A 13,513-nucleotide genomic window follows, 5' to 3' on the forward strand; every position below is an offset into this window, starting at 1 on the left:
CAAAAGTAAATTGTTAAGTGATAATGAAACAATATGATTTTCTGATTGTTGGCTCTGGGCTATATGGGGCAGTGTTTGCGCATGAAGCGAAAAAAAGGGGAAAGAAATGTTTGGTGATTGATAAGCGGGCTCACAAAGGGGGCAATGTTTATTGTGAGAATGTTGACGGAATTAATGTACATAAGTATGGAGCGCATATTTTTCATACTAATGACAGCGCCATATGGAATTATGTGAATTCATTTGTTGAATTTAACAGATATACGAACTCACCAGTAGCTGTGTATAAAGGGGATCTCTATAATCTGCCATTTAACATGAATACCTTTTACCAGTTGTGGAAAGTAAAAACGCCAGCTGAGGCGCAACATATTATTCAGGAACAGGTGAGCAGCCTGAATATTAAAGCACCGGCCAATTTGGAAGAACAGGCGTTATCTCTGGTGGGTACTGATATATATGAACGTCTCATTAAGGGATATACGGAGAAGCAGTGGGGAAGAAAAGCAACTGAACTTCCGGCGTTTATTATTAAGAGGCTTCCGGTAAGGTTTACCTATGATAATAATTACTTTAACGACAAGTATCAGGGCATTCCTGTTGGTGGATACAATAAGCTAATTGACGGGCTGCTGGAGGGGATAGAGGTAAAGCTTGGTTGCGACTATTTCGAGGATAAAGCGTACTTCGATTCGCTGGCTGATAAACTTGTTTTTACAGGAAAGATAGATGAGTTCTTTGATTATCGTTTTGGTTTTCTGGAATACCGGTCATTACGGTTTGAACATGAGAGATTGGAAATAGCAAATTTTCAGGGTAATGCGGTGGTAAATTATACAGAGCGTGAAGTTCCGTATACGAGGATTATTGAACACAAGCATTTTGAATTTGGTACCCAAAAACATACGGTAATAACGAGAGAATTCCCTAAGGAATGGAAGGGGCAGTCGGACGAGCCATATTATCCTATTAATGATGAAAAAAACACTAAAATATTCGGTCAGTACAAACAGCTTGCGGAGGAGTGTCATCAAGTAATCTTTGGTGGCAGGTTAGCTGAATATAGATATTATGACATGCATCAGGTTATTGGGTCCTGCTTAAAAGAGGTGTCTCGCACATTTGATCTATAGCAACTATTGAGAGTTAACTAAAACAGATGGACGTTTCAGTAATAATTGTAAGCTATAATACCAGGGATTTAACGCTCGATAGTATTGATTCCGTAAAAAAATTTACCAGCGGAGTCTCTTATGAGGTTATTGTTGTAGACAATGCGTCCTCAGATGGTACAGTCGAGGCTGTCAGGGAGCGATTTCCGGACATTAAATTAATTGTAAACTCAGAAAATGTAGGGTTTGGAAGAGCTAATAACCAGGCCGTCCGGATGTCTAGGGCAAGGTATGTATTTCTGCTAAACTCGGATGCGTATCTGATTGATAATTCCATATTGTCTTTTGTTCAGTTTATGGACCAGCCATCAAATGCTGATGTAGCTGTTTGTGGCGGAGAGTTGATTTCGGGGGATAATCAAAAGATGGCTTCCTATGGTAATTTCCCGTCACTATTGGAAGCCATTTCATCAATCGGGCTGCATAAGCTATATAGTAACTATTACAGATCGAAGTTGTCCATCGGCGTTATTAACACGGAATCGGCGATTAGGGCTGTGGATTATATATCAGGTGCTGATATGTTTGTTCGAAGAAAAGTAATGGAGGAGACCGGAGGTTTCGATGAAGATTTTTTTCTATATTTTGAGGAAACAGAACTTTCTTTTCGGATTGGAAAACTGGGATATAAGTCAGTACTTATTCCTCAGGTCCGGGTTGTTCATCTTGAGGGAGCTTCTCATGCTAACCGGGGAGAATTTAACTATAGGAGATACCGCCTGTTTACAAGCAGTCAAATGTTGTATTTCAGGAAGACAGGGGGGCTGGTGACATTTTGGATGGCCAAGCTGATATATGTACTTCATTTATTAGTATATAGCTTGATCGGGAAAGAAAGAGGAGGCTTGTTTAAAAAAATAGGAATTATTATTAAAGCATAAGTGCTCTTTTATTCAGTATCAAAAAATATTTATGCAAAAGAAAAAGGTATTGGTAGTGTTTGGAACTCGGCCGGAAGCTATTAAAATGGTGCCGGTTATAAAGAAGTTGATGGAGTCTTCCAACAATTTCATTACGAAGGTATGTGTTACTGCCCAGCATAGACATATGTTAGACCAGGTACTTTCTTTCTTCGATATACAGCCTGATTATGATCTGGCTATCATGCAACCGGGACAAGATCTTTTTGATGTTTCTATCAATATCCTGAAAAGTATTAAGTCTGTCCTATACGAATTTAAACCAGATTACCTGCTGGTCCATGGGGATACTACAACATCCTCTATGGCAGCGCTTGCCGGATATTACGCTCAGATTAAGGTAGGACATGTTGAGGCGGGGCTGCGCACTTACGATAAATATTCCCCATTTCCTGAAGAAATTAACCGGCAGCTCACAGGGCGGATTGCTGATATTCATTTTACACCTACTGCGATATCGCAGGCCAATCTTTTAAGAGAAGCTGTTTCGGATGACCAGATTATTATAACCGGCAATACAGTGATAGATGCCTTGGCTTTGGCAGAGAAACGGCTGGATACCTACAACGATGAAGAGATCGAACTTGTCGATAAAATACTTAGAAAGGATAAAAAAGTCATATTGGTAACTGGTCACAGACGTGAAAATTTTGGAGACGGATTTGTGAACATTTGTAAGGCATTGAAAGAACTGGCTGGAAGGGATGATGTACAAATTATTTATCCGGTACATCTGAATCCCAACGTGCAGAAACCTGTCTACGAGTATCTGGAAGGTTTGAAAAATGTACATTTGATATCTCCTTTGTCTTATCCTGCTTTTGTTTGGCTGATGAAAAGATGTTATCTTATATTAACGGATAGTGGCGGAGTACAGGAAGAAGCTCCCAGCCTGGGAAAACCAGTATTGGTGATGCGTGATACGACAGAAAGGCCAGAGGCCGTCGAAGCCGGGACCATTGTATTGGTAGGAACAAATTATGAAAAAATTGTCAAAGAGGTGAATTTGTTGCTGGACAATGCGGACGTTTATAACAGAATGAGCTCTGCTCATAATCCTTATGGAGACGGCCGGGCTGCCGACAGGATTGTTGAATTTTTAAGCATGGATAAATTAGTTGCTGATCATGTCAGTTGATATTTATGTTTTAGGGAGATACCCGACTTCTGAAACGCTTAAAGACGGCATGGTTCAACGGATTCATGCGGTGGATTCATTGTTGGGTGAATATAATCGTATTTATGTCGATTTGTCGTTGCGACATCCAATATTTAAGACCCGGCGGATTAATGATAAAGTGAAAGAGATTCTGGTAAATCCCCTGTTCCCGTTTTTTATCATCTTCCGGTTTCTTTTAAAGGCTAATGTAATATATGCCCATTCCATCCATTTGTTTAAACATATACCGTATTTCCGTTTGTTTCTACCTCGTGGCTGTAATCTGATATTAGATGCCCACGGAGCAGTACCAGAAGAAATGGCGTTATATGGGAGAGGCGTATGGGCCAGATATCTTGGTTGGATCGAATATTCCGTGTTTCGGCGGGCTGCACATTGTATTTGTGTTTCAGAGGCCATGAGAAACCACTTTAAACAGAAATATCCGACAAGCGCTGTGCAATACCACGTACTTTTTACCAGTAAGCTGCTGGAACAGCCAGTAGCCCGGATTGTAAACTCCGTGAGGGAACAATTGCAATTAGCTGAAACAGACATCGTCTTACTATATAGTGGTAATACGCAAAAATGGCAGAATATTGCCCTGATGCTGAAGTCTATAAAAAAAATCATTCAGCCAGGCATTCGGGTAATCATTCTTAGTGGGCAAACACTACAGTTTCGGCAAATGCTGCGGGAATTTAGTATTGATGAAAGCTTGGTGCATGTCACCTCAGTTGAGCCGAAAATGCTGGGGGCGTATTATTCACTCGCGCATTACGGGTATATTCTCAGAGATGATATAGTTGTAAATCAGGTTGCCAATCCAACCAAAATGTTGGAATATTTGCAATTTGGACTAACACCAATTGTCAAGAGTCCGAATATTGGAGATTATAAAATGCTGGGTTGTGCCTTTCTTGATGTAGATACATTGGACAAAAAAATGCTTCATCCTCAAAAAAATCAAACCAATATTAATGTCGCTGTCGGAATGGCCTCAATGATTGAAAAGTTCAATATGAAGGCTTTAATTGAAGGGGGCATAAAAAGCGGAAAGTTTTTACACTAGATTAATGTCAAAACAAATTTCAGATATCAATTTTATGGCAAAAGTGCAGGTTATCAGATGGAAAGAATTAGCCAGTTATATTTTCTTTCTGTTTGTGTCCCTGTTTCTGGCTGTATTAATTAGTTATCTGGTCCCATTTGGCAGAGACTTTCTTAACTATGATGATTTTTATTATGCTGTTTCCAGTGGCAATGCTTCTTTAGGCGAAGGAGACCGGTTTGAATTTGGATTTAAGCTATTGGCCAAATTAGGTGCCTTAATAGTGCCTTATAAAACAGCTAGTTTTTGGTTACTGGTGGTTTGGGGTTCGCTATATATTAAAAGCGTGGTATTTTATCATTTTGCCAGCCGGCGTTTTTTGAAGGCGTTTATTTTTTTCCTCTTTTACCTTGCTTCTTTTTTATTTGTATTTGAATTAAACCAGTTAAGAGCGGCTATTGCCATCGGCCTTGGTTATTTTGCCTTTTACAAATTTGTGAATGGGAAACACTGGACGGCATATTTCTGTTTTTTTCTGGCCTTCAGCTTCCATTATTCTTCCATCGTTTTCGGTATATCATTTTTTGCGTATTTACTGGTGAAACGAGGGTATCTGTATCTCTTAATAGGAATAATTACGGGAATTGGTCTTATGTCAAGACTGGGATTGTCTGTTATAGAGACGCTCAATCCTTTGGCCCAGGAGTATAAAGAGAATGCGGCCGAAGTTGAGTTTGGAATAAGAAGTTTATCGGTATTGTTTCCATTGGTCTATTTTATCTATCACATTATATTTATTAAGCGGGAACCGGGAGAAAACGTGGCAATGATCATGTTTCTTTATGTCGGATTGATATTTTCATTGATGATGAGTTCAATTCCCGTTTATGCCATACGTATATTAGAGTTAACAGAAGTATCTTGTCTGATTATAACAATGAACAGACGGTTCAAAACGATATTTGACTACGGGTCTCTGTTTCTGCTGTTGGTGATTGTATTACACAAATTCATCGCATTTGTTTTTGTGAACCCTTTATTCTCTTTTTAAATTATAGTATGAGTAACGTAAGTGTATTTGCAGTTGTCGTAACCTATAATCCCAATGTGGACTTGCTGAAAAAAATGATTAACTCATTGAGTAACCAGGTCAGCGGGATTGTAATTGTGGACAATGCATCTATAAACATAACGGAAGTAAAAGGATGCATATTGGAGATTTATCCCTCTACAATATTCATCCTCAATGAACAGAATATGGGGCTGGGGTTTGCACATAATGCCGGCGCCCGGAAGTCCATCTCCGTCGGGGCTTCCCATGTACTTATCCTTGATCAGGATTCTATTCCCGACCATGATTGTATAGCCAATCTTGTTCAAACAGAAAAAGATTTGCTGTTGAAAGGCGTTCGTGTTGCTGCCGTCGGACCTGTATACTATAGTGAGAAAACAGGGGAGGTGTATCCTATTACTAAATTCAGAGGCCCTTTTATAGATCGGATCGACCCTAAAGATGTAGTAGTAGAGGCCTCCTTTCTTATCTCATCCGGATGCCTGATAAGGATCGAAATGTTTGATAAAGTCGGTTTTATGGATGAGGACCTTTTCATTGACTATATTGATGTTGAATGGTCTTTCAGGGCGGCCTTCAAAGGGTATAAGCTTATTGCGACTCCTTCTGCAAGGATGAAACATTCTATCGGTGATGAGAGAAAAGTGGTAATGGGGAGAAGCATTTCAGTACACAGCCCGCTCAGACGCTATTATTTGTCACGGAATAGTATATATATGATTAAAAAATCATATATTCCGTTTGGGTATAAATTGAGAGAGTCTGTTTTTAATACATTAAGATTGGTAATATTTGTGCTCTTGTCCAAGGACAAAGGGGAATACTTTAAATATTCGATCAGGGGGATTCTTGATGGAGTGAAAGGGGTGAAGGGAAGATTTCCTCACAAATATTCTTGAATTGACAATCATGAACACTATGAGTAGGAGGATACTTTTTGTAGGTAATTCAGCCTGGAGTATGTATAATTTCAGAAGGACATTAATGTCTTATCTCCGTGAAAAGAATTTTGAGATTGTTGTAGCTGCTCCGGTTGATGCATATAGTGAAAAGTTTAAAGGTCTGAACATTGAATACTATCCCATAAGTCATTTGCGTGCTAAGGGAAAAAATCCATTGCATGAATATCAGTTGTATCAGGAGCTTATTGCTATCTATAAAAAGGTTCAACCGGACCTGATATTTCATTATACGATAAAGCCTAATATTTATGGAACAATGGCAGCATCGCAGTTAAAGATTCCGAATATTGCGGTAACAACTGGTCTGGGATATGTTTTCAGCAATAAGAACCTGGCCTCCGGCATCGCAAAATGGTTATACAAAAGAAGCCTTCGGAGAGCGGCCGAAGTGTGGTTCCTCAACAGGGAGGATATGCGTAGCTTTGTGGATAATGGTATTATTACTGAAAACAAGGCATTTGTACTACCGGGAGAGGGAGTTGACACAGCTTTCTTTTCTCCTGTTGTTGCCGAAAAAAAGAAACCGCTGTCCTTTCGTTTTCTTTTGACGGGAAGAATGATCTACGAAAAAGGGGTCGGTTATTTCGTAGACGCTACAAGAATATTAAAGCAGGAGGGGTTTCAATTTGAAAGTGTACTTTTAGGATTCGTAGATGTTAAGAATCCCGGAGCAATATCGAGACAGCAGATCAGTGAGTGGGAAGCAGAGGGTATTGCGAAGTTTCTTGGTGAAACGGAGAACGTTGTACCTGTCTTGCAACAAGCAGATTGTCTGGTGTTACCTTCCTATTACAGGGAAGGGATACCAAGGGCTTTGCTGGAAGCCGCCAGTATGGCGCTACCAATTATTACGACCAACAATGTGGGCTGTAAAGACGTTGTCGATGATAATATTACCGGATATTTGTGTGAAATGAACAACACAACAGATTTGGCGGATAAAATGAGGAAAATGATAGAGATGTCTCCGAGTGATCGAAAGAAAATGGGAAATGCAGGGCGATTAAAAGTTCTTTCAGAATTTGATGAACAAAAAATCTTTGAAATATATTTGAATAAGATAAATACCCATTTAAGCTAGTTATTATGTCTAAAATAGCTCTTATAACAGGCATAACCGGACAAGATGGTGCTTACCTTGCGGACTTGCTTTTAACGAAAGGATATGAAGTGCATGGCGTCAAACGTCGTAGCTCATTGTTTAATACCGATAGAATTGACCATCTGTATCAGGATCCTCATGATAGGAATGTACGTTTTCGATTACATTATGGGGATCTCACAGACAGTACAAACCTGATACGGATTATCCAGGAGGTGAGACCTCATGAGATATACAACCTGGGGGCGATGAGCCATGTTCAGGTCAGTTTTGAGGCGCCGGAATATACGGCTGATGCAGATGGAGTTGGAACACTTCGTATTCTCGAAGCTGTGCGTCTTTTGGGCTTAACGCAACATACGCGTATTTATCAGGCTTCTACATCGGAATTATATGGTTTAGTACAAGAGGTACCTCAATCGGAAAAAACGCCTTTTTACCCGCGTTCCCCTTATGCTGTCGCTAAAATGTATGCATATTGGATTACCGTTAATTATCGGGAGGCTTATAATATGTTCGCATGTAACGGCATATTGTTTAATCATGAGAGCCCGTTGCGTGGTGAAACGTTTGTTACGCGTAAGATTACAAGAGGTGTAGCAAAGATGTTTCTGGGGATGCAGGATAAGTTGTACATGGGAAATCTCGATGCAAAGCGAGATTGGGGGCATGCCAAAGACTACGTGGAAGCTATGTGGCTAATCCTGCAGCAGGAAAAGCCGGAGGATTTTGTGATCGCTACCGGTATCACCACTACCGTCAGAGACTTTATTCGTATGGCCTTCGCTGAAGTGGGGGTAGAGATCGAATTCCGCGGTAAGGGGGTAGACGAAAAGGGTTATGTGAAGCGTAGTGGCGATATAAATTGCCCGCTAAAGCCAGGGCAGGAGATTGTAGCCGTAGACCCACGGTATTTCCGACCAACTGAGGTCGAGTTGTTGATTGGAGACCCTGCAAAAGCTAAAACTAAATTGGGATGGACTCCCAAGTATGATTTGCCCGTTTTGGTAAAAGAAATGGTGGCCGCTGATGTAGAGTTGTTCAAAAGGGAAAAGTTGCTGAAAGATGCAGGGTATAAAGTATTGAACCAATTCGAATAAAAATGAATTCTGAAGCCAAGATATATATTGCCGGTCATCGTGGGATGGTTGGTTCTGCAATAGTCAGACGACTGACACGAGATGGGTTTAATAACATTGTTACTCGTTCCTCGTCTGACCTGGATCTGCGTAATCAGGCTGCTGTGGCAGCTTTCTTTGAGCAGGAACGGCCAGATTATGTATTCCTCGCAGCAGCAAAAGTAGGTGGTATCGTGGCTAATAATACTTATCGAGGCCAGTTTATTTATGAAAACCTAATGATCCAGAATAATGTTATTCATCATGCTTATTTGCACCAGGTCAAAAAACTAATGTTCCTGGGATCTTCCTGCATTTATCCCAAAATGGCACCGCAGCCATTAAAGGAAGAATATTTGCTTACCGGACCATTGGAACCCACCAATGAACCATATGCGATCGCCAAGATAGCTGGTATTGAAATGTGTGACGCCTACAGAGCCCAGTATGGATGTAATTTTGTCTCTGTAATGCCTACTAATTTATATGGGCCTAACGATAACTATGATCTCAACAATTCGCATGTGTTGCCCGCTATGCTGCGAAAAATGCATGAGGCAAAGGTAAACGGAAGGCCTGAGGTTGTTTTGTGGGGAACTGGTACGCCTAAACGTGAATTTCTCCATGCAGACGATATGGCAGATGCTTGTTTCTTTCTGATGCAGCATTATAACGAGAAGGGGCTGGTCAATATAGGTGTTGGTGAAGATATAAGTATTAACGACCTCGCCTATCTAATCCGCCAAATCGTAGGATACGAAGGAAAACTGGTATTTGACAGTACCAAGCCTGATGGAACTCCCCGTAAATTAATGGATGTAGGCAAACTGCATAGCTATGGTTGGCAAGCTTCCATCAAACTGGAAGATGGTATCCGGAACGTGTATGAAGAAGTGAAACATCTGTTCGCGTAAAATAATTTTGTTTATTCTTTCTGATACAAGTAATTTGTACTGCACTTGTATAACCTTGTTGTTAAAGACAGGAGTATAAGCTTCAATATTCATCCCACCGCTGTCGCCACAATTTATTGAAAATACTATCTTTACATTTTAATGAAACCTGCCATTATGCATTGCCAGGTCATCGTGAAGATGTTTGCGGAGCCTGATTCCGTGTATTAATAAATTTTAGAACCAAACACAAATTAATGAAGCATCTCGTTTGGGTAACGGCAATTCTATTGCTGGCCCGTGCAGCTAGTGCACAGGAAAAATTACCGGTTATTCTTCCGTATAACCATATGAATATACGGGAATTGTACCTTGACTCCAGCAACCACCACACAGCCTTTAAGCCTATCCTGCACGTGGACACCAGTGCTATGTATACGCAACAGGATACTGTAAAACGCAGCCTCCTTTACCGTAAACTGTTTCAAGAACATTTGCTGGAGTTCAGAAATAAAGATTATAATGTTTTTATCGACTTCTTACCGGACTTTCAGATCGGTAAAAGCCGTGAAGGCGGCAGGACTAACTGGCTGAATACCCGCGGAGCAATCGTTCAGGCCAACATCGGAACCAAGTTTTATTTTGAATCTTCCTTTTATGAGAACCAGGGAAAATTTCCCTATTATCTGGACCAATACATCTGGAAAAATGGTATTGTGCCAGGCCAGGGAGGGGTTAAGGACTTCAGCGGAGGCAAAGCTTTTGACTACAATTATGCCAATGCCCTGTTGTCTTATACGCCCAATAAATACCTCAATGTGACCGCGGGTTATGGACAAAATTTCATCGGAGATGGTTATCGCTCCCTGATACTGTCTGATATTCAATTTAGCTATCCCTATCTCCGGTTGACAGGCAACCTGGGCAGCGTACAATATACTGCTATGTGGGCCCAGTTTATGGATAAGCACAGCAAAGACTTTGCGGCCGCCTATAACGACCTTGGCTACTATAAAAAATGGGGTGTTTTCCATTTCCTTGACTGGAACGTCAACAAACGCTTGACCATCGGCCTCTTTGACGCCGTGATCTGGCCAGACGCGGATTCTTCCGGCCGTAAACGCGGCTTCGATTGGAGTTATATGAACCCGATCATTTTCCTCCGATCTGCCGAATTTTCTGAAGGCTCCTCTGATAACGCTTTGGTAGGTGCTAATTTTAAGTACAAACTTCTCCCCAAAACCACTGTCTATGGCCAACTGGTATTGGACGAATTCAAACTGAAAGAAGTATTTGGAGGAAAAGGCTGGTGGGCCAACAAACAAAGCTGGCAGCTGGGCTTCCGCTCATTCGACCTGTTTAAGGTGAAGAATCTCGACCTGCAGGGGGAATACAACGCTGTAAGGCCTTACACCTACAGCTACAAGAGTACCCTGATCAACTATGAACATTACAACCAGTCACTGGCGCACCCGTTAGGCGCCAATTTCCAGGAGGTGCTGGGTATTGCTACCTACCGTTATAAACGTTGGTATGGCCGCGGAGAGCTCATGTATGCCAAATACGGGGATGATCCGGATGCTCAAACTAACTTCGGCCACGACATCTCCAAACCATATACCACTCACCCTAATGAATACGGCAACTGGATAGGACAAGGCATTAAAACCAATCTGCTTTACGCACAAGGTACTGTTGCCTACATCCTGAACCCCAAGTATAACTTACGGGTGGAGGCTTCCCTGGCCGCCCGCAGGCTCAAAAATGACATCACCGGCTCCAAAACGGACCTGATATTCAATTTTGGTCTCCGTAGCTCCTTCAGGCAGTTCTATTACGATTTTTAAGATAAGTAAGTGCTAAAAACACGCAAGCCCTTCCGCTTCACGCGCAAGGGCTTTTTATTTTACGCAAAAGAGGGGCAAGGATAATGGACAAAGGCCGAAATAAAACGAACAACAAAAATCGTTATCATCAGGTGTAGGATTATCCGTCCGGCTATCCATTCCTATACTGAATATACGAAAAAAATCATAATATCAAATACATAATTCCGGATTTGGGGGAGTTTTCCTGAATATGTATAACTTCGCAGTTATGCATTACGTTACAGTAGAAGGGCTCACTAAATCATACGGCGTTAAGCCATTATTCCGGAATATCTCTTTTCATATCGAAGAAGGCGATAAAATAGCGCTGGTGGCGCTTAATGGAACAGGTAAATCCACCCTGCTAAAGATTATCCTGGGCAAAGAAGCCCCCGATGAAGGAAAAGTATGGATACATAAGGATGTGACCGTTGTAATGCTGGAACAGCAGTCCGACTTCGACCCCGCCAAATCCGTGATCGAAAACATCTTCAATCATGACAATCCCACCCTCAACGCTATCAAGGAATATGAACTCCTGACCGAAGAAGGCCACGAGCCGGACGTGGAAAAACTCACCGCCGCTTTCGCCCGCATGGACGAGCTGAACGCCTGGCACTTCGACGCCAAAGTAAAACAGATCCTCGGAAAACTCAATATACACCACCTCGATCAGCCGGTAGGCTCTCTCTCCGGTGGCCAGCAAAAACGTGTTGCACTCGCTAAAGTGCTGATAGACATCGGCTTCGAACACAAACACGTGCTGCTGATCATGGACGAGCCCACTAACCATCTCGACGTAGGCATGATCGAATGGCTGGAAAACTACCTCGACCAGGAACGGGTAACCCTCCTCCTGGTAACGCACGACCGATACTTCCTCGACAGCGTCTGCAACGAGATCATGGAACTGGACCAGGAACAGCTCTTTATATACAAGGGGGATTATGAAAATTACCTCGAACGTAAAGCTGCACGGGAGGAAATGGACCGTTCCAGTGTGGAAAAGGCCCGCAATACCTACCGTAAAGAACTGGAATGGATGCGTAAGCAGCCTAAAGCCCGCACCACCAAATCCAAGGCCCGCCAGGATGCTTTTTATGATGTAAAAGAAAAAGCCTCTACCAGAATTTCAGACCAGCAGCTGGAGCTGAATGTGAAAATGACCCGCCTCGGCGGCAAAATCCTTGAGCTTAAAAAAGTCTATAAGGCATATGGTGAGCTGACGATCCTTAAAGGGTTTGACTATACCTTCAAAAAAGGAGACCGTATAGGCGTGGTCGGTAAAAACGGCGTGGGGAAATCCACTTTCCTGAACATGCTGCTGGGCACCGAACAGCCGGATTCTGGTAAAATCAACGTAGGGGAGACTATTGTATTTGGCAACTATTCCCAGACCGGACTGGTGGTGAAAGAAGATATGCGGGTGATCGAGTTCGTAAAAAACATCGCTGAAAACTTCCCCCTGGCCGATGGTACCAAGGTAAGCGCCGCACAGTTCCTGGAACTCTTCCTGTTCCCGGCGGAAAAACAATACACCTATATCTCCAAACTCAGCGGGGGAGAGAAAAGAAGACTGCACCTGCTGTCTATCCTTTTCCGCAATCCCAACTTCCTGGTGCTTGATGAGCCTACCAATGACCTGGACCTGCCTACGCTCAGCATCCTGGAAAATTTCCTGCTGGACTACCAGGGCTGCGTGATCATCGTCAGCCACGATCGTTACTTCATGGACAAGCTGGTGGAACACCTCTTTGTATTTGAAGGCGACGGCGTGGTAAGGGACTACCCCGGCAACTATACCCAATACAGGGAATGGCAAAAGGAAGAAGACAAGCGGAAGACAGATGAGAAGAAGGAGGCCAAAGCAGAGGCCATTCAGGCGCCCGCCGCCACACCAACTGAAGGCCCCCGCAAAATGAGCTTCAAGGAAAAAAGGGAGTTTGAAAACCTGGAAAAAGAGATGGAATCCCTGGAGGAAGAGAAAAAGGCAATTGAAGCCAAACTGGCCAGCGGTACACTGCCTTATGAGGAAATGGAGCCGCTCACGCACCGGATAGGAGAGGTGATACAACTGCTGGATGAAAAGGGTATGCGGTGGCTGGAACTCAGTGAACTGAATGGATAAAATAAGAGTTATATATCGGGGAGTCCGGGGAATATGTCTCCGGACTCTTTTATTTTTGACCAAAAACA

The 13,513-nt window shown here is 42.4% G+C and carries 11 protein-coding genes; all 11 read left to right on the forward strand.

Annotated elements, in window-relative coordinates; translation table 11 throughout:
• The first annotated feature begins 23 nt into the window (after positions 1-23).
• The 11 genes from glf to HGH92_RS13335 all read left to right on the forward strand — a co-directional run bounded on the left by glf (position 24) and on the right by HGH92_RS13335 (position 13,445).
• Positions 24-1,133, forward strand: coding sequence for a UDP-galactopyranose mutase (gene glf, locus HGH92_RS13285; protein WP_168871185.1), 1,110 nt, complete (start codon positions 24-26; stop codon positions 1,131-1,133).
• Between the two features lie 26 nt (positions 1,134-1,159).
• Entirely contained in the window at positions 1,160-2,053 is an 894-nt protein-coding gene (locus HGH92_RS13290) for a glycosyltransferase family 2 protein (protein ID WP_168871186.1), read from the forward strand.
• Between the two features lie 31 nt (positions 2,054-2,084).
• On the forward strand, positions 2,085-3,230 hold the full coding sequence (wecB, locus tag HGH92_RS13295; protein WP_168871187.1) for a non-hydrolyzing UDP-N-acetylglucosamine 2-epimerase: 1,146 nt from the start codon (positions 2,085-2,087) through the stop codon (positions 3,228-3,230).
• Positions 3,220-4,323, forward strand: coding sequence for a glycosyltransferase (locus tag HGH92_RS13300; protein WP_168871188.1), 1,104 nt, complete (start codon positions 3,220-3,222; stop codon positions 4,321-4,323). Before wecB ends, HGH92_RS13300 begins: the two co-directional genes overlap by 11 nt.
• Positions 4,324-4,357: 34 nt before the next feature.
• Positions 4,358-5,353, forward strand: coding sequence for an EpsG family protein (locus HGH92_RS13305; protein ID WP_168871189.1), 996 nt, complete (start codon positions 4,358-4,360; stop codon positions 5,351-5,353).
• Between the two features lie 8 nt (positions 5,354-5,361).
• Positions 5,362-6,273: a glycosyltransferase family 2 protein gene (locus HGH92_RS13310; RefSeq protein ID WP_168871190.1), complete on the forward strand. Its 912-nt coding sequence runs from the start codon at positions 5,362-5,364 to the stop codon at positions 6,271-6,273.
• Positions 6,274-6,292: 19 nt separating this feature from the next.
• Positions 6,293-7,417, forward strand: a complete 1,125-nt coding sequence (locus tag HGH92_RS13315) for a glycosyltransferase family 4 protein (protein ID WP_262888761.1) — start codon at positions 6,293-6,295, stop codon at positions 7,415-7,417.
• A 5-nt stretch (positions 7,418-7,422) separates the two neighbouring features.
• Positions 7,423-8,538, forward strand: a complete 1,116-nt coding sequence (gene gmd / locus HGH92_RS13320; RefSeq protein ID WP_168871192.1) for a GDP-mannose 4,6-dehydratase — start codon at positions 7,423-7,425, stop codon at positions 8,536-8,538.
• 2 nt (positions 8,539-8,540) lie between these two features.
• The gene (locus HGH92_RS13325) at positions 8,541-9,470 is read left to right on the forward strand and encodes a GDP-L-fucose synthase family protein (RefSeq protein ID WP_168871193.1); all 930 of its coding nucleotides are present in this window, start codon (positions 8,541-8,543) and stop codon (positions 9,468-9,470) included.
• Between the two features lie 236 nt (positions 9,471-9,706).
• Positions 9,707-11,296, forward strand: coding sequence for a hypothetical protein (locus tag HGH92_RS13330; RefSeq protein ID WP_168871194.1), 1,590 nt, complete (start codon positions 9,707-9,709; stop codon positions 11,294-11,296).
• A 250-nt stretch (positions 11,297-11,546) separates the two neighbouring features.
• Entirely contained in the window at positions 11,547-13,445 is a 1,899-nt protein-coding gene (locus HGH92_RS13335; protein ID WP_168871195.1) for an ABC-F family ATP-binding cassette domain-containing protein, read from the forward strand.
• The last annotated feature ends 68 nt before the right edge of the window (positions 13,446-13,513 follow it).

This window comes from Chitinophaga varians (genome assembly GCF_012641275.1).
Taxonomy (GTDB): Bacteria; Bacteroidota; Bacteroidia; order Chitinophagales; family Chitinophagaceae; genus Chitinophaga; species Chitinophaga varians_A.

Bases quoted from the DNA above. Each gene is read 5' to 3' on its own strand.
- HGH92_RS13330 (WP_168871194.1), top strand. From the start codon at position 9,707: ATGAAGCATCTCGTTTGGGTAACGGCAATTCTATTGCTGGCCCGTGCA.
- HGH92_RS13305 (WP_168871189.1), top strand. From the start codon at position 4,358: ATGGCAAAAGTGCAGGTTATCAGATGGAAAGAATTAGCCAGTTATATT.
- HGH92_RS13290 (WP_168871186.1), top strand. From the start codon at position 1,160: ATGGACGTTTCAGTAATAATTGTAAGCTATAATACCAGGGATTTAACG.
- HGH92_RS13315 (WP_262888761.1), top strand. From the start codon at position 6,293: ATGAGTAGGAGGATACTTTTTGTAGGTAATTCAGCCTGGAGTATGTAT.
- wecB (WP_168871187.1), top strand. From the start codon at position 2,085: ATGCAAAAGAAAAAGGTATTGGTAGTGTTTGGAACTCGGCCGGAAGCT.
- HGH92_RS13325 (WP_168871193.1), top strand. From the start codon at position 8,541: ATGAATTCTGAAGCCAAGATATATATTGCCGGTCATCGTGGGATGGTT.
- HGH92_RS13300 (WP_168871188.1), top strand. From the start codon at position 3,220: ATGTCAGTTGATATTTATGTTTTAGGGAGATACCCGACTTCTGAAACG.
- glf (WP_168871185.1), top strand. From the start codon at position 24: ATGAAACAATATGATTTTCTGATTGTTGGCTCTGGGCTATATGGGGCA.
- HGH92_RS13310 (WP_168871190.1), top strand. From the start codon at position 5,362: ATGAGTAACGTAAGTGTATTTGCAGTTGTCGTAACCTATAATCCCAAT.
- gmd (WP_168871192.1), top strand. From the start codon at position 7,423: ATGTCTAAAATAGCTCTTATAACAGGCATAACCGGACAAGATGGTGCT.
- HGH92_RS13335 (WP_168871195.1), top strand. From the start codon at position 11,547: ATGCATTACGTTACAGTAGAAGGGCTCACTAAATCATACGGCGTTAAG.